Annotated in this window: 16 protein-coding genes; 10 read left to right on the top strand and 6 right to left on the bottom strand. The window is 74.1% G+C overall.

Going from position 1 to position 15,185, the window contains the following annotated elements; translation table 11 throughout:
• Positions 1-23: 23 nt before the first annotated feature.
• The gene (locus E4198_RS01725) at positions 24-605 is read left to right on the top strand and encodes a hypothetical protein (RefSeq protein WP_247597507.1); all 582 of its coding nucleotides are present in this window, start codon (positions 24-26) and stop codon (positions 603-605) included.
• A gap of 36 nt (positions 606-641) precedes the next feature.
• On the opposite strand, the gene E4198_RS01720 is transcribed toward E4198_RS01725, so the two are convergent.
• The 3 genes from E4198_RS01720 to E4198_RS25120 all read right to left on the bottom strand — a co-directional run bounded on the left by E4198_RS01720 (position 642) and on the right by E4198_RS25120 (position 4,376).
• Positions 642-1,895, bottom strand: coding sequence for a transglycosylase family protein (locus tag E4198_RS01720; RefSeq protein WP_136181558.1), 1,254 nt, complete (start codon positions 1,893-1,895; stop codon positions 642-644).
• Between the two features lie 97 nt (positions 1,896-1,992).
• Positions 1,993-3,399 carry a sulfatase-like hydrolase/transferase gene (locus E4198_RS01715; RefSeq protein ID WP_136181557.1) on the bottom strand — a complete coding sequence of 469 codons (1,407 nt, stop codon included), beginning with the start codon at positions 3,397-3,399 and terminating at the stop codon, positions 1,993-1,995.
• Positions 3,396-4,376, bottom strand: coding sequence for a DUF6227 family protein (locus E4198_RS25120; protein WP_210732762.1), 981 nt, complete (start codon positions 4,374-4,376; stop codon positions 3,396-3,398). The genes E4198_RS01715 and E4198_RS25120 overlap by 4 nt, the downstream gene beginning before the upstream one ends.
• A gap of 254 nt (positions 4,377-4,630) precedes the next feature.
• Between E4198_RS25120 and E4198_RS01705 the strand changes: the two genes are divergently transcribed.
• Both E4198_RS01705 and E4198_RS01700 read left to right on the top strand, forming a co-directional pair.
• Positions 4,631-6,079 carry an LCP family protein gene (locus E4198_RS01705; protein ID WP_136181556.1) on the top strand — a complete coding sequence of 483 codons (1,449 nt, stop codon included), beginning with the start codon at positions 4,631-4,633 and terminating at the stop codon, positions 6,077-6,079.
• Positions 6,080-6,173: 94 nt separating this feature from the next.
• Entirely contained in the window at positions 6,174-6,758 is a 585-nt protein-coding gene (locus tag E4198_RS01700) for a hypothetical protein (RefSeq protein WP_136181555.1), read from the top strand.
• A 39-nt stretch (positions 6,759-6,797) separates the two neighbouring features.
• Here the strand turns inward: E4198_RS01700 and E4198_RS01695 are convergent, their stop codons facing one another.
• A complete protein-coding gene (locus tag E4198_RS01695) occupies positions 6,798-7,715 on the bottom strand; it encodes a pseudouridine-5'-phosphate glycosidase (RefSeq protein WP_136181554.1) in 918 nt (305 codons plus the stop codon).
• Positions 7,716-7,744: 29 nt separating this feature from the next.
• Between E4198_RS01695 and E4198_RS01690 the strand changes: the two genes are divergently transcribed.
• The gene (locus E4198_RS01690) at positions 7,745-7,954 is read left to right on the top strand and encodes a DUF2277 domain-containing protein (RefSeq protein WP_027762282.1); all 210 of its coding nucleotides are present in this window, start codon (positions 7,745-7,747) and stop codon (positions 7,952-7,954) included.
• A 25-nt stretch (positions 7,955-7,979) separates the two neighbouring features.
• Here the strand turns inward: E4198_RS01690 and ligD are convergent, their stop codons facing one another.
• Positions 7,980-8,996 (bottom strand): non-homologous end-joining DNA ligase, encoded by a 1,017-nt coding sequence (ligD, locus tag E4198_RS01685; protein WP_136181553.1) that lies wholly within the window; start codon positions 8,994-8,996, stop codon positions 7,980-7,982.
• Between the two features lie 78 nt (positions 8,997-9,074).
• Here ligD and E4198_RS01680 point away from each other — a divergent pair, with 78 nt between their 5' ends.
• The 5 genes from E4198_RS01680 (at position 9,075) to E4198_RS24745 (ending at position 13,962) form a co-directional block, all read left to right on the top strand.
• Positions 9,075-10,157 (top strand): ATP-dependent DNA ligase, encoded by a 1,083-nt coding sequence (locus E4198_RS01680; protein WP_136181552.1) that lies wholly within the window; start codon positions 9,075-9,077, stop codon positions 10,155-10,157.
• Positions 10,158-10,362: 205 nt separating this feature from the next.
• Positions 10,363-10,851 carry an SRPBCC family protein gene (locus tag E4198_RS01675; protein WP_136181551.1) on the top strand — a complete coding sequence of 163 codons (489 nt, stop codon included), beginning with the start codon at positions 10,363-10,365 and terminating at the stop codon, positions 10,849-10,851.
• Between the two features lie 209 nt (positions 10,852-11,060).
• The gene (locus tag E4198_RS01670) at positions 11,061-13,109 is read left to right on the top strand and encodes a neutral/alkaline ceramidase (protein ID WP_247597841.1); all 2,049 of its coding nucleotides are present in this window, start codon (positions 11,061-11,063) and stop codon (positions 13,107-13,109) included.
• A gap of 42 nt (positions 13,110-13,151) precedes the next feature.
• Positions 13,152-13,811, top strand: coding sequence for an alpha-ketoglutarate-dependent dioxygenase AlkB (locus E4198_RS01665; protein WP_136181549.1), 660 nt, complete (start codon positions 13,152-13,154; stop codon positions 13,809-13,811).
• 1 nt (position 13,812) lies between these two features.
• On the top strand, positions 13,813-13,962 hold the full coding sequence (locus E4198_RS24745; RefSeq protein WP_168711348.1) for a hypothetical protein: 150 nt from the start codon (positions 13,813-13,815) through the stop codon (positions 13,960-13,962).
• Positions 13,963-14,194: 232 nt separating this feature from the next.
• Here the strand turns inward: E4198_RS24745 and E4198_RS01660 are convergent, their stop codons facing one another.
• Entirely contained in the window at positions 14,195-14,581 is a 387-nt protein-coding gene (locus tag E4198_RS01660) for an RNA-binding S4 domain-containing protein (protein ID WP_027762288.1), read from the bottom strand.
• 126 nt (positions 14,582-14,707) lie between these two features.
• Between E4198_RS01660 and E4198_RS01655 the strand changes: the two genes are divergently transcribed.
• Positions 14,708-15,040, top strand: a complete 333-nt coding sequence (locus E4198_RS01655) for a plasmid stabilization protein (RefSeq protein ID WP_136181548.1) — start codon at positions 14,708-14,710, stop codon at positions 15,038-15,040.
• Positions 15,041-15,185: the final 145 nt, after the last annotated feature.

Below are 15,185 nucleotides of genomic sequence, written 5' to 3'. Positions count from 1 at the left end.
CGGGCACGGGTACCGCGGACGGCATGAACGACCCCGAAACGACCGAGAACGGTGCCCCTGCTGGCGGCCGGACCCCTCCGGAGGGCCGGGCGACGGAGTCCGGGGAGAGGGCCGAGTCGCCCGAATACCGGGAGCAGCGCGTCGTGGACGAGCCGACCGATCCCGGTGCGGCCCCCGAGGACGAGGGCATCCCCGACCTCCAGGACGGCACTCCGGAGGCGCAGCGGGCCGAGGACCCGCAGCAGATGCCCGTGCCCGGTGAACGCCCGGTCGCCGCCGAGAGCTTCGGCACCACTCCCGCCGAGCAACTGGAGGGAGAGCCCCTGGACGACCGCCTCGCCGAGGAGGAACCCGACGTGGGTGTCGGCGGAGCCGACCGGCCCGCCGCGCCCGAGGACTCCACCACCCCCGAGGCCGGTCAGCTCAGCGACGACCCGCTGCCCGGCACACGGCTCGCCAACCAGGACAGCTTCGCCACCGAGTCGGACGCCGAGGGACTGTCGGGCGAGGAGTCAGCGGTCCACGTCTCCGGCGACGACGCGGACGACCTGGGGCTGCGCTTCGACGAGGACGAGCCCGGCGGCGGCCCGCCGCCGCGTGGCTGACCCGCCGGGAGACCCCTGCCCGCCCGGCGTCCCCCCTCAGATGCCGACCCCGCGCCCGCGCAGATAGGCCAGCGGGTCGATGTCGGAGCCGTAGCCCGGGCCGGTGCGCACCTCGAAGTGCAGGTGCGGGCCCGTGGAGTTGCCCGTAGAGCCGGAACGGCCCAGCCGCTGGCCCGCGTTGACGTGCTGCCCGGAGGACACCGAGATCGCCGACAGGTGCGCGTACTGGCTGTAGCGGCCGTCGTCGTGCCGGAGCACCACCTGGTAGCCGTACGCCCCCGCCCATCCCGCGGACACCACGTCGGCGCCGGAGACGGCCCGCACGGTGGTGCCGGTGGGTACGGGGAAGTCGACGCCGGTGTGGTATCCGGAGGACCAGCCGCTGCCCGAGGCCCTGTACGGGGTCCCGGTGTGCGCCCCCGCCACCGGCGACACGGCCTTCGGCGACGCGGCCTTCTCGGCCCTCGGTTCCGGCTTCGGCTTCGGTTCCGCCTCGGGCTCGGGTTTCGGGGCGGGCTTCTCCGCCTGCTTCTGCTGCTTCGGCGCGGGCGTCTCCGCCCGCTGCTCGCGCTGCTCCGGCTTCACCTCGGGCGCGGACGCGGCCCGGTCCTCCAGGCTCAGCCGCTGCCCGGGGAGGATGAGGTCCGGGTCGACTCCGACGACGTCCCGGTTGCGGTCGTAGAGGGCGGGCCAGCCGCCGTCCACCTCGTGCGCGCGGGCGATGGACGACAGACTGTCGCCGCCCACCACCTCGTACGAGGTGGCCTGGCTGCGGCGTTCGGCCCGGGCCGCCGCCGCGCGTTCCGCGCGTTCCGCCCGGGTCCGCGAGGCCTCCGCGGACTCCGCCTTCGTCTGTGGCTCCTCCGCTTCGTTCGTCGTCGCCGCTTCCGCGCCGCCGGTCGGCCGGGCGTCGTCCGCCCCGAGCCCGGCGCGCGGCCCGCAGGTGGGCCATGCCTGTTCCCCCTGCCCCTCCAGCACCTTCTCGGCCACGGCTATCTGCTGGTCCTTCGTGGCCTGGTCGGCGCTGGGCGCGTAGCGGGTGCCGCCGTAGGCCTCCCAGGTGCTCTGGGCGAACTGGAGCCCGCCGAAGTACCCGTTGCCGGTGTCGATGTGCCAGCGGCCGCTGCTCTCGCACTCGGCGACCCGGTCCCAGGTGTCCTCCGCGGCGGCGTGACCGGCGCCGGCGGCCACGAGCGGCAGTGCGAGTCCGGCGCCGCCGGCCGTGACTCTGAGCGAGGTGCGGGAGACGGGGCCGGGCCGGTGGCGGCGGTGGCGTCCACGTGCGGGCATGAGTGTCCTCCCCACGCCGGCGGGGCGGCGTCGGTGTCGCGACGGATGAAGCGGGTGCCGCGGCCCCCGGCGGGGGAGCGGCGTGGCGGGCACCGCGTCACTGGTGCCCGAAGCGCACCCCCTCCCAGGGAAGGCCGGTGACCTCGGGGTCCGCGCGACGCCCCGGGCGTCTGCCGGGCTCGGCCTCCTCGATCACCGGCTCGGCCTCCCCGGCGCGCACGGTCCAGCGCAGCAGCGCCTGCCGCAGCCGGTCGGCGACCTCGCGGTGCGAGGGAAGACCCGCCAGGTTGTCCAGTTCGTACGGGTCGGCGTGCAGGTCGTACAGCTCGGACTCCACGTAGCGGGTGGCCGAGGCGTCGTGCCACGGGTGCGCGTCCGGCGCGGCGACCGCGTACTTCCAGCGCGCGGTCCGCACCGCACGCCCCACCTGCGACTCGCTGATCTGCACGAACACCTCCTCCGGACGGCCCGGGTCGGTGCCGCCCCCGACCAGCGGCAGGAACGACCGTCCCTGCACGGAATCCGGCACCGGCACGCCGCAGGCGTCCAGCAGCGTCGGCATCAGGTCCAGGGTGCTCACCGGGTGGCGGATGAGCCCGCCGCCGTCGAAGCCCGGACCGGTCAGCGCCAGCGGAACCCGTACCGACGCGTCGTGCGCGCTGCGCTTGTACTCGGCGTTCCGGGTGCGGAAGTGGCTGCCGTGGTCAGCCGTGTAGGCGACGATCGTGTCGTCGGCGATGCCCAGGCTGCGCAGGGCGTCCCGCAGCCGGCCGAGGCCCTCGTCGACCCGGGCGATCTGCCCCAGGTAGCCGCCGAGGTGGCGGTGCGGTCCGCCGTACCGGGCGCCGGGGCCGAGTGCGGCCAGGTCCGGTGGCAGCCAGCGGCCGGTGAACCGCTCCGCGTACCCCTCCGGGGCCGGGTAGTCGTCGGTGGCGTTCTGGTGGTGGGGCTCCAGCAGCGAGAGGAACAGCAGGAACGGCCGGTCGTGGTGGTCGGCGAGGAACCGTACGGAGGCGTCGACCAGCGCGTCGGACCGGTAGCCGGGCAGCCGCACCGGTGCGCCGTCGCCGTCGTAGACGACCGTGCGGTGGGCGTCGGAGGTGAATTCCAGAATCTCGCTGGCCAGCCAGCTCTCGTAGCCGGCACGGTACTTCGGCGGCACGGGGCCGTGTCCGGAGGCCTCCGCCGCCAGGTGCCACTTGCCGATGTAGCCGGTGGCGTACCCGGCGTCGCCGAGGCAGCCGGCCAGGGTGGGTAGCGCCGGGTCCAGCGCCAGGCCGTTGCGGAAGACGCCGGTGGCGGTCGGGAACATGCCGGTCTGCAGCGCGGCGCGGGCGGGTGCGCACACCGGCTGCGGGGTGATCGCGTGCTCCACGTGGGTGCCGGTGCGTGCCATCCGGTCGAACACCGGGGTGGCGCCTGCCGGGTTGCCGTGCGCGCCCGTGGTGTCCCAGCGCTGCTGGTCGGTGAGGACGACGACCACGTTCGGCGGGCGGCGGCTCACAGTTCGATGCCCCGTGCCCGTGCGTACCGGCGGGCCGCCCGCTCGGCGTCCGCCTCGTCGGGATAGACCTCGCACACGAGCCCTTCGCCTCCGGTCAGGTTGTGTTCCAGTTCGTACAGGCGGAGTTCGGTGCCGTCCGCCAGCAGGAAGGCGTGTTCGTACAGCGAGCACCACAGGCGCAGGCCGGGAGGGCAGGCGCGCGGCCGTGGCACGTGCACGATGTCGTGGCCGCGGGCGTCGGCCAGCAGCCGGAGCGTCTCCTCACCCGGCCGGTCGGGGTTCTCAGCCCTGCGTAACAGGCGGCGCGCGTGTCCTGGGGAGTCCTCCAGCCACCAGGGTCGGGACCGGGTGACCTCCTCCAGGAGCAGGTCCTCGATGTCGCCGGGGGAGCCGAGGGAGCCCGGGGCGTCCAGAAGGTCGAGGGTGTCGAGGGGGTCGGGGTCGTCCAGCTCGTCGAAGGACTCGGGCCCTGTGGAGTGCGGGCGGAGGGCGTCCGTGCCGAGTGGGGAGGGGCGGTCGTCCCCGGTCCCGGCCGAGCGCGGGCCGGGAACCGGCCCGCCGCCGTGCACGCGCCGCTCGGAGCGGTGCAGGGCGTCCTCGGTCTCGTATATTTCGAACCGCGGGCCCTGTGGCCCGTCGTCGGCGGGGTCCTCCTGGTGGGGTGCGCCCACCTGCCACAGCTCCCACAGGGTCTGGACGCCGCCGTCCGCCAGCAGGAAGGTGTGCCGGGCCCGGCCGCACCGCAGCCCCGCAGGGGGCGCGGTTTCCGTGTCCGGCTCACCGGCTCCGGCGGCCGCACCGGTCGCAGCGGCCCGGCCGGTCTCGTCCCCGCGGCCGGCGTGCGGCGTGTCGATCCGGCACAACACGGCACCGGACAGCCGTTCGAGGACCTCGTCCGAGACGTCGAAGGGGTTCTGTGCGCGCGCCAGCAGCATCCGCAGATGCCCTTCGGGCGGCGCGTCCAGTGTCTCGCCCATGTGCGGAACCTCTCCTGTCCGAAGGCCGCTCCCGGCCCACGTCCGCTTCCCGCGGGCACTCACCGTAGCGTCCCGAACGCGTTCCGGGGGTGTGATTCGCCGGAAACCGGCGTCCTCCGAGGAGAATCCGGCCCGTGCCGTGCAGGCAGATGATCTGACCGGGTGAGGGTGGGGGCGCCACGCCGCGCCGCGCCCGGCCGGCCGCTCGGCGTGCGCCTAGCCTGCGGGCGTCGTCGTCCCGCGGAGGTGTGCCCGTGTCCCTGCTGACGCGTATCCGTGTACGTCGCGCCGTGCTGAGCGCCGTCCTCTGCGGCGGACTGCTGGCCGGTGCCGGGGCGGTGGTGGCCGACGGCGGCAACCGCCTGCCCGTCGCCCTGGCCGTCCCGCGCACCGACGTGTTCGCCGCCGCCGCGTCCCGGCCCGCCGACGGCCCCGGCCTCACCTTCCTTCTGGTCGGCCTCGACAAGCGCGCCGGACTGAGCAAGGCCGAGAAGCGTCGCCTCCACGTCGGGGGCGAGCCCTGCGACTGCACCGACGTCATGATGCTGGTACACGTCTCGGAGGACCGCGAACGCGTCAGCGTGATCAGCATTCCCCGCGACTCCTACGTCTCCTTCGCGCGTCTCGACGACGCCCCTCCGCTCACCGGTACGCCGGTGCCGGCGGCCGGAAAGATCAACGGCGCGTACAAGCTGGGCGGCCCCGAACTGACGGTCCGCACCGTCGAGGAGGCGACCGGCGTCCGTGTCGACCACTACCTGGAGGCCGACTTCCGCAGCTTCGTCGAGGCCGTCGACGGCCTCGGCGGCGCCACCGTGTGCACGGACGAGCCGATGCGTGACATCAACTCCGGTCTCGATCTGCGGCCGGGCACCCACCACCTCGACGGGCGGCGCTCGCTCCAGTACGTGCGCGCCCGCCACATCCCGCCGTCCGGGGACCTGGGCAGGATGCGCCGCCAGCAGCACTTCCTCGCCGAACTGGTCGACACCTTCGCCGACCGGGGCGTGCTCGACGACCCCGTTGCTCTCGCCCGCACCGCCGGGACGCTGCTGACCACGCTCCGGGCCGACGCGGAGCTGACCACCGCACGCCTGCTCGTCCTCGGCCGCGCGCTGCGCGACCTGGACAGCGGGGACACCGCGTTCGCGACTGTGCCCCTCGCCGATTTCGACCACCGCGTGCCGGGCTGGGGCTCGACGCTCGTCTGGGACGAGGACCGCGCGCGCCGGCTCTTCGACGCCGTCCGCGAGGACCGGCCCCTCACGGACGAGAAGGCGTATGCCCTGCCCGCCCCCGGCGTCCCCGTGGCCTGGGCGCCCTCCGGCGTCCCCGTGCGTGTCCAGGGCGGGCCGGCGGTGGAGGGGGAGGCCCGGCGGGTCGCGCGGGCCCTGCGCGGCAACGGGTTCGACGTCCGCGCGCGTGCCTCCGCCGCCGCGGAGGCCCCGGCGCCGGCCGACGCCTCGGCCGGCGTTCCCGGGACGACCGAGATCCGCTTCCGGCCGGCCGACCGGCGCCGGGCCGCTTCGCTGGCGGCGGCCCTGCCGGACGCCGTACTCCGCCCCGTGCGCGGATGGGGCCGCGTGCTGGAGGTGCGCGTGGGCCGGGCCGGAACCCGCGTAGTGCCCGTCGTGCACGACCGCAGCAGCGTCCAGGGCGCCCCGGCGAAGGGTGACACCCTGGACTGTGACGGCAACGGCTGACTTCCGGGAACACGGCAGGCATGCGAGGCGCCGATCGTGGGACCCGGCAGGTCGCGACCGCTCCCCGAACCGGCGACCGGAAGGGGTGGGAGCCATGGCCCCAACGACCCGGATCCGCCTGTGGCGCTGGCGCGCGAACCCGCTCCGGCGCCGCTCCGACCAGGTCGAGGCGTGGGTGCTGCTGCTCGCCCTCGTGGCCGGAGTCGTCGGCGCGGCGCTGGCCACCCTCGTCACCTGGGGCGTCGCGCGCGGCACGGCCGAGGAGCAGCGCACCGAGCGGCTCCGGGTCTCCGCGGTGGTCATGAAGGACGCGGACCCGCAGAGCCGCGAGACCTTCTACAAGGCTCCGGGGGCCGACACCTCGCGGGTACCGGTCCGCTGGACCGCGCCTGACGGTACGGTGCGCAGCGGTTCGGCGGAGGTGCCGGACGGCAGCAGGGCCGGGACCTCGGTGCCGCTGTGGGTGGCGCCCGACGGCAGCCAGACCACGCCACCCGCGGGTGCGGCCATGGCCGCCCTCCAGTCCGGCATCTGCGCGGCGCTCGCCGGCGGCGCGGTCGTCGCCCTCGTCTGCGTCGCACAGGCCACGGTCCGCGGCGGCCTGGACCGACGGCGCGCCCGCCAGTGGGAACGCGAGTGGGCCCGCGTCGAACCCCAGTGGCGCCCCCGCACGCCTTAGCCCCGGCGGTGGGGTGCGGTGTATGAAGGCCCGGGAGGGTCAGGTGTGGGCCGTCGCCGTCCACACGGCCGCGATGCGCGCCGCGAGCCGCGCGTTGCCGCGGACGGCGGCGACATTGGCCTCCAGCGCCGCGCCGTCCGTGTGCCGGACCAGGTGGTCCAGCAGGTACGGCGTGACGTCCTGTCCGGTCACCCGGTCCCGCTCGCACGCCGAGAGCGCCTCCGCCAGCACCCGGTCGTGCAGTTCCGGGTCGAGCTGCTGCTCCTGCGGCACCGGGTTGGCGACGACCAGTGCCGTGCAGGGCCCGCCGAGCGACTCCTGCGCCCGCATGGCGCCGACGACCGTGCGCGCGTCGTGCGCCGTCCAGTCCACCGGCTCGCCGGAACTGGTCAGGTAGAAGCCCGGGAACGTGTCTGTGCCGTAGCCGATGACCGTGATGCCCAGGGTCTCCAGCCGTTGCAGCGTCGTCGGCACGTCGAGGACGGACTTCGCGCCCGCGCACACCACCGTGATCCGTGTCGAGGCGAGCATCCGCAGGTCCGCCGACTCGTCCTGGGTCTGCGTCCACCCGCGGTGCACGCCGCCCAGGCCACCGGTCGCGAAGACCCGGATGCCGACCTTGGAGGCGAGGAACCCGGTGCCGGAGACGGTCGTGGCGCCGCTCGCGCCCTCGGCGATCGCCGGCGCCAGGTCGCGGTGGCCCAGTTTGCGCATCTTCTCGTCGCCCGCGACGCGTTCCAGTTCCGCCTCGTCCAGCCCGACGTGCACGCGCCCGTCGAGCACCGCGACGGTCGCGGGCACGGCTCCGCCGTCGCGCACGAGCTGCTCCAGCTCCCTGGCCACCTCGAGATTGCGCGGGCGCGGCAGGCCGTGCGCGATGATCGTCGACTCCAGAGCGACCACGGGGCGCCCGTGCGCCATCGCGTCCCGCACCTCGTCCGCCAGCAGCAGGGTCATTCCGGCCTCCATCCGTATACGGTCGTCCTATGTGCCGATCTATCAAGACACTCCGTCCCCCGTACGCCGAGTCCGTAACCGAGGACGAGATGCGTGCAGCCGCTTTGCAGTACGTCCGGAAGATCTCCGGCTTCCGCGCGCCCGCCTCGCACAACAGCGACGCATTCGACGCAGCAGTGGACAAAGTGACCGACGCGACGCGTGAGCTGCTCGGTTCCCTCGTGGTGAAGGGCCGCTGAGCCGGGCGACCCGCCGCGTCGGCCCTCAGCCGTCGGGATCGCTCCGTGCCCGGCTGGGCTGCACCCGTTTCGGCTCGCCCGGTGCCTTCGGGTGGTCCGGCGGGTACGGCATGTCGCCCGCGCCCCGGTCCCGCTCGTGCCGGTCGGCCAGCTCCAGCACCGCGTCCAGTCGGCACACGTGCCGTTCCATGTCCGCGTGCACGTCGCCGACCCGCGCGTACCGTTCCGGCATGGTCGCCAGGTCGAAGTCCTCGGGCCGCGCGTCGGCGACCTCGTCCCACTGAAGCGGGGCGGAGACCTGGGCGCGCGGGTGGGGCCGTACGGAGTAGGCGCTGGCGATGGTGCGGTCCCGCGCCGTCTGGTTGTAGTCGACGAAGATCCGCTCGCCGCGCTCCTCCTTCCACCAGTTCATCGTGATCCGCTCCGGGTTCCTCCAGGACAGCTCGCGGCCGATCGCGATCGCCGCCCGCCGCACTGCGGTGAAGGTCCACTCGGGCTCGATGGGTACGAAGACGTGCAGCCCGCGACCGCCGGAGGTCTTGGGCCAGCCGTGCAGGCCCAGCTCCTCCAGCAGCGGACGCAGCTCGCCGGCCGCCCACACCGCGTCCCGGTAGTCCGTGCCGGGCTGCGGGTCGAGGTCGATGCGCAGCTCGTCGGGACGGTCGGTGTCGCCGCGCCGCACCGGCCAGGGGTGGAACGTCAGGCAGCCCAGGTTCGCCGCCCACACCACGGCGGCCTCCTCGGCCGGGCAGATCTCGTCCGCGTGCCGCCCGGAGGGGAAGGAGATGCGCGCGGTGGGAATCCAGTCGGGCATGCCCTTGGGCGCCCGTTTCTGGAAGAACGACTCGCCCGTGACGCCGTCGGGGTGCCGCTGCAGCGTGGTGGGCCGGTCCCGCAGCGCGCGCAGCGCCCCGGCTCCGACGGTCCGGTAGTACGTCGCCACGTCCAGCTTCGTGAAGCCGCGTTCGGGGAAGTACACCTTGCCCGGGTTGGTGATCCGCACCGTGCGTCCGCCGACGTCCAGTTCCTGTGCCTCGCCCATGACAGCACGCTAGAACCCCCGGCGCGTCGGCGCCTGCCGACGCGCACATCCGGGCCCGGCGCGACACAATCGGACAGCATGGACCTTCCGGTGATGCCGCCCGTCAAACCGATGCTCGCCAAGACGGCCGCCCGTATCCCCGAAGGGATGCACTACGAGGCCAAATGGGACGGATTCCGTGCGATCGTCTACCGCGACGGCGACGAGGTGGAGATCGGCAGCCGCACCGCCAAGCCGCTGACCCGCTACTTCCCCGAACTCCTCGACGCGCTGCGCACCCACCTTCCCCGCCGCTGTGTGCTGGACGGCGAGATCGTCATCGCCCGCGGAGGGCGCCTCGACTTCGACGCGCTGCTGGAACGCATCCACCCGGCCGACTCCCGGGTGCGCATGCTGGCCGAGCGCACCCCGGCCTCGTTCGTCGCCTTCGACCTGCTCGCGCTCGGCGACGACGCCCTGCTGGAGACCGAGCTGGCCACGCGGCGGGAACGGCTGGTGCACGCGCTGCGCGACGCCGCGGACCCGGTGCACATCGCCCCGGCGACCCGGGACGTGGACGTGGCCCGGCGGTGGTTCGAACAGTTCGAGGGGGCGGGCCTGGACGGGGTCGTCGCCAAGCGGCCCACCCTGCCCTACCGGCCGGACGAACGCCTGATGGTGAAGGTGAAGCACGAGCGGACGGCCGACTGCGTGCTGGCCGGATTCCGCTACCACAAGAGCGGGCCGGTCGTCGGCTCGCTGCTGCTGGGCCTGTACGACTCCTCCGGCACGCTCCAGCACGTCGGCGTCAGCGCGTCCTTCCCGATGCGCCGGCGTCAGGAGCTGGTCGCCGAACTCGAGCCGCTGCGCATGGAGTCGGCCGCCGGGCACCCGTGGGCCGAGTGGGAACGCGAGGAGGCGCACGCGAGCAGCCGGATGCCGGGCGGGCCGAGCCGCTGGACCGGCACGAAGGACCTCTCCTGGGTGCCGTTGCGGCCGGAACGTGTCCTGGAGGTCGCCTACGACCACATGCAGGGCGACCGCTTCCGGCACACCGCGCGGTTCCGCCGGTGGCGCGAGGACCGCGATCCCGCTTCGTGCACGTACGCGCAACTCGAGGAACCCGTGAACTACGACCTCGCGGAGGTGCTGACGCCCTCCGGGCCGCCCTCCGGCGGGTGACCGCGGTACGAAGTGTGGCTCGAACAGGTGCCGATGGCGCCTGACGGGGTATGCGTACTACAGGGAGAAACCGCAGCGCAGGGCCCGTACCTCACTCGAACGGCTCTGGTCGGCGTGAGCTACGGCGTTCGGGCGAACATGCTGGAGCGAGTAGGCCGTCAGCCCGCAGCCGGTGACCCTGACCAGCGCAGCCGGAGGTGAGACGATGCCGACGTTCTCGGTGACGCAGAGCTTGTCGACAAATCCACCTGAGGTCTTCGCCTTTCTCGCCGACGCACGCAACATGGCCCGTTGGAACTCGGGCGTCGCCGAGGTGGACGACGACGAGGTCTCGCCCGCGCGCAAGGGCGCGCGGTACCGGTACCGGTTTCCGGGCAGGCACCGCTTCCACCAGCTCGAATGCAGCGCCTACCGGGCGCCGTCCCTCATCGGCTTCCGCGGCCAGCGGATGTGGACGCCGCTGGGCATCCAGTCCGTCGGCTACACCTTCCGGGTGCGGCCCGGCGAGGAGGACTCCGAGGACGGCAGCACCCTGGAGATGAAGGTCGACGTGCACCTGTACGGCGGCATGCTGCTGTTGGTGCCCATCGTCGCGCTGGGCTGGCGACGGGATCTCCCCGAGGACATGGAACGGCTGCGCGGCATGCTGGAGCCCGCCGTCGCCGAGCGCGACCACGAGCCGCTGACCTGGTGAACCGTGCGCGGGCGCGCGGGACTTGTTGTCACCGGCGTCGACGGCTGGCATGCTCTCCTCGCCCTTACCGGCAAGTGGACCGGGCGATCCGAGGAGCATCCGTGACCGACGCAGCCCCCCACCGGTACGCACCGCAGCCCTCCGGAGCGGCCGCGCCGCAGAACGAACCCGGTCCGGAGACCGCGAGTCCGGGCAGCAGCCGCAGAGCCTTGCTCCTCGCCTCCACCGCGCTCGCCGGGCTCGCCTCAACCGGCACGGCCGCTCCCGCACGAGCCCGGGCCACCGGAACCCCCGCCGCGCCCCCGCCCTCCGGCGGGGGCTTTCTCGTGGGCCGCGGCGTCGCCGACGCCACCGGTGAGATCGCCGAGGTCGGCATGATGGGCTACGGCCGCATCGACCAGCAGGCCGAGGGTCTGCACACCCGGCTGCGCGCCCGCGCCTTCGTGGTCGCCGACGCCGACGGCGCAGACGGCGGTGAGCGGACCGCGCTGGTGGTCGTGGACGCGCCGATGATCTTCGAGAGCGTGCACCAGGCCGTGCTGCGCCGACTCGCCGCCGACTACGGCGACCTCTACACGCACCGCAACGTGCTCCTCACCGCCACCCACACGCACGCCGGCCCCGGGGGCCACTCGCACCACACGCTCTACAACCTCACCACCCTCGGCTTCCACGAGAAGACCTTCGCCGCGGTCACCGATGGCATCGTCGAGGCCGTGAGGCGGGCCCACCAGGACCTCCAGCCGTCCGCACTCGTCCTCACCCACGACGAGTTGCGCGGCGCGAACGTCAACCGCTCGCGGGAGGCTTTCGATCGCAACGGCGCCGACATCACCGGATACTTCCCCGACGCCGTCGACACCCGGAGCACCCTGCTGCGGGTCGAGCGCGACGGGCGCCTCACCGGCGCGCTCAACTGGTTCCCCACCCACTGCACGAGCATGTCCGGCGACAACCGCCTGATCAGCGCCGACAACAAGGGCTACGCCGCCTACCGCTGGGAGCGGGAGGCCGGCGGCGGCGACTACCTCGCCGACGACGGCCCCGGCCTGGTCACCGCTTTCGCCCAGTCCAATGCCGGCGACATGTCGCCGAACCTCGACCTCACGCCCCCGACGACGCCCGAGGACTTCGCCCGTACCCGCGAGAACGGGCTGCGCCAGTACGAGGCCGCCGCCGGGCAGGCCGGGCGCGCGGGCACCCGGCTCACCGGCGGTGTGGACTCCCGGCTGGTCTACGTGGACCTCTCCGACGTCGAGGTGCGCCCCGAGTTCACCGGCGACGGCCGCACCCACCGGACGTCGAAACCCGCGATCGGCGCCGCCATGATGGCCGGGAGCACCGAGGACGGCCCCGCCTTCCCCGGCTTCGAGGAGGGCGAGAACCCGTTCTGGGACCTCGTCTCCAACACCGTGCTCTACGAGGTCTCGCCCGAACTGCGGCAGGCGCAGGCGCCGAAGGACGTCGTGGTGCCCGTCGGCGCGATGAACGGGCTGCTGCCATGGGTGCAGGAACGCGTCCCGGTGCAGCTGGTGCGCGTCGGCGCGCTGTACCTGATCGGTATCCCCGGCGAGGTCACCATCGGTGCGGGTCTCCGCCTGCGCCGGACCGTCGCCGGCATCACCGGCGCCCGGCTCGACGACGTCCTGGTCGCCGGGTACGCCAACTCCTACCTCCACTACGTCACCACCCCCGAGGAATACGACGCCCAGCAGTACGAAGGCGGCAGCACCCTCTTCGGCCGCTGGCAGCTCCCCGCCCTCCAGCAGGTCGCCGCCGCACTGGCCACGGCGATGCGCGACGGCCGCGACCTCCCGCTCGGGCCGGTGGCCCCCGACATCTCCGACACGGCGCTCTCCCTCCAACCCGGTGTAGTCCTCGACACCCCGCCGCTCGGCCACGCCTTCGGCGACGTGCTCACCGAGCCGGCCGACGGCGTGCGCCCGGGGGAGCGGGCCGAGGCGGTCTTCGCGGGCGCCCACCCGGGCAACGACCTGCACCGTGGCAGCACCTACCTGCGCGTCGAACGGCGCTCGGGCGACGCATGGACCGCCGTCGCGGACGACGGCGACTGGTCGACCACGCTGCGCTGGCGGCGGCAGGGCGTCTCCGCGTCGACTGTCACCGTCACCTGGGACGTCCCGCCGGGGACCGAGCCCGGCACGTACCGCATCCGCTACCACGGCGACGCCAAACCGCTGATCGGCTCGCCGCGCGCCTTCAGCGGCACCACCCGGCCCTTCGTCGTCCGCGCCTGACCGCTGCGTGCCCCGCCGGGCCCGGCGGGGCACCATGGCCGGATGGACAGCCTGTTCCCGCGGTCGCGGGCCGTCGTGGCGCCGGGTGCGGTGCACGTACCCGGCTGGCTGGACGTGCCGGCGCAGCGGGAGCTGGTCGCCGCCTGCCGGGGCTGGGCGCGCGGCCCGGTGCCGTTCCGCCACACCCGGCTGCCGCGCGGCGGCACGATGTCCGTGCAGACCGTCTGCCTGGGCTGGCACTGGCAGCCGTACCGGTACAGCCGCACCGCCGACGACGTGAACGGGCGCCGTGTCGCGGCCTTCCCGGACTGGTTGGGCGACCTGGGGCGCCGCGCCCTCGCCGACGCCTACGGCGACCCGGAGGAGGCCGCCGCGTACGCGCCCGACACCGCCCTGGTCAACTTCTACGACGCGCGCGCCACCATGGGCATGCACCAGGACAAGGACGAACGCTCCGACGCCCCGGTCGTCTCCCTGAGCATCGGCGACGCCTGCGTCTTCCGGTTCGGCAATACGGAGACGCGCACGCGGCCCTACACCGACGTGGAACTCGGGTCGGGTGACCTCTTCGTTTTCGGGGGGCCCGCGCGGTTCGCGTACCACGGTGTGCCCCGCGTGCGGCCCGGCACGGCGGACCCGGCGACGGGCCTGAAGCGCGGTCGGCTCAACCTGACCCTCCGGGTGACCGGTCTCCCCGGCTGACGTGCGGCGGGGTCTCCTCGGCGCGTTCCTTGACGCTGCGCGCCTCGGCCTCGACGTAGCGGCGCGTGCGGGCGCCGCCGTGGAGGCGCACCGGGTGTTCTTGGCAGAACTGGCCGCCGACCTGCTCATCGCCGCCTACGCCCCCACCTGACCCGCGGCGGCCGATCCCGCAGCCCGCGTCGAGGCGTGGCGACCAGCGGCTCGGCGTCCGGACTCGCCTCCTCCCCAGGCGCCCGTCGTCGGGGCCGGGGCATCCGGCGAGGGTGGTCGGACCCGGCCGGGGCGGCCTGGTGCTGTCGCGGCGGGACGGTGTGCGGGGGTGCCGGCCCGCCTTCGGCGGCGGGGGCAGCCGCCGACCCGGCGCCGGGCGGTTGGGCGGTCGGTCAGGGCGCGTCGCGGAGGCCGCGGAGACGTTCGAGTTCGCGGCGGTCCCGCTTGGTGGGGCGCCCCGCGCCCCGGTCGCGGACACCCGCGGCGAGCGCGTCGGCGCGGGGCGGCGGGGGCGGACTCTTGTCGACGTAGCACTCGGCGGCCACCGGAGCGCCGACCCGTTTGCGGACGAGCTGTTTGACCACGACGATGCGCTCGCGCCCGGCGTGGCGGAGGCGCACCTCGTCGCCGGGCCGCACGACCTGTGCCGGCTTGGCCCGGTCGCCGTTGACGCGCACGTGTCCGGCCTTGCACGCGGACGCGGCCAGCGAACGCGTCTTGGTGAGCCGTACGGACCAGATCCAGCTGTCCACCCGCACTGTCGCCTCGTCAGCAGCCATGGCCCGACTCTAGTCAGCCCCGCCGCCCGTACGGCACCCGATCGGCCCAGCCTGCCGCCGGGCGCGGTTTCACCCTTCCCGGCGGAGGTACCCGGGCACGGAACGTCACACCAGAAGGGGGTCATCATGCCCAGTGGATCCAGCCGCAGGCGGGAGCGCCAGTACGAGCACATCAAGGAGGGGGCCGAGAAGCGCGGCACCAGCGAGAAGCGCGCCAAGGAGATCGCGGCGCGCACCGTCAACAAGGAGCGGGCCCGCAGTGGTGAGGCCGAGCAGAAGAGCCGCGTCTCCACGCAGGACCGGCTGTCCGCTCCGGAGCGTGGCGGTAGGCGTTCCGGCAGGCGTCAGGGGCCCGGGGACTTCACCAAGGAGCAGCTCTACGAGGAGGCCAGGCGCCGCAACGTGGAGGGCCGTTCCAGCATGAACAAGCAGGAGCTCAAGCAGGCGCTCGGCAGGTGAAGGGGCCAGGTGTGCAGGTGTTGGGCCAGGCGGGCCCCCGGGAGGCGCTCGGAACCGTGCCGGCTCCGCCCGCGACGTCCGGATCGCGAAGGTCGTGGTGTGCGGGTAGCGTGAAACGCGTGCTTCGGACCTGAAGGCACATCCG

Origin of the sequence: Streptomyces sp. RKND-216 (assembly GCF_004795255.1) — a bacterium.
GTDB lineage: Bacteria > Actinomycetota > Actinomycetes > Streptomycetales > Streptomycetaceae > Streptomyces > Streptomyces hazeniae.
This window is presented reverse-complemented; position numbering and strand designations above follow the sequence as displayed.

Bases quoted from the DNA above. Each gene is read 5' to 3' on its own strand.
- E4198_RS01725 (WP_247597507.1), top strand. From the start codon at position 24: ATGAACGACCCCGAAACGACCGAGAACGGTGCCCCTGCTGGCGGCCGG.
- E4198_RS01720 (WP_136181558.1), bottom strand. From the start codon at position 1,895: ATGCCCGCACGTGGACGCCACCGCCGCCACCGGCCCGGCCCCGTCTCC.
- E4198_RS01680 (WP_136181552.1), top strand. From the start codon at position 9,075: ATGGACCTTCCGGTGATGCCGCCCGTCAAACCGATGCTCGCCAAGACG.
- ligD (WP_136181553.1), bottom strand. From the start codon at position 8,996: ATGGGCGAGGCACAGGAACTGGACGTCGGCGGACGCACGGTGCGGATC.
- E4198_RS01690 (WP_027762282.1), top strand. From the start codon at position 7,745: ATGTGCCGATCTATCAAGACACTCCGTCCCCCGTACGCCGAGTCCGTA.
- E4198_RS01660 (WP_027762288.1), bottom strand. From the start codon at position 14,581: ATGGCTGCTGACGAGGCGACAGTGCGGGTGGACAGCTGGATCTGGTCC.
- E4198_RS01695 (WP_136181554.1), bottom strand. From the start codon at position 7,715: ATGACCCTGCTGCTGGCGGACGAGGTGCGGGACGCGATGGCGCACGGG.
- E4198_RS01700 (WP_136181555.1), top strand. From the start codon at position 6,174: ATGGCCCCAACGACCCGGATCCGCCTGTGGCGCTGGCGCGCGAACCCG.
- E4198_RS01665 (WP_136181549.1), top strand. From the start codon at position 13,152: ATGGACAGCCTGTTCCCGCGGTCGCGGGCCGTCGTGGCGCCGGGTGCG.
- E4198_RS25120 (WP_210732762.1), bottom strand. From the start codon at position 4,376: ATGGGCGAGACACTGGACGCGCCGCCCGAAGGGCATCTGCGGATGCTG.
- E4198_RS01675 (WP_136181551.1), top strand. From the start codon at position 10,363: ATGCCGACGTTCTCGGTGACGCAGAGCTTGTCGACAAATCCACCTGAG.
- E4198_RS01655 (WP_136181548.1), top strand. From the start codon at position 14,708: ATGCCCAGTGGATCCAGCCGCAGGCGGGAGCGCCAGTACGAGCACATC.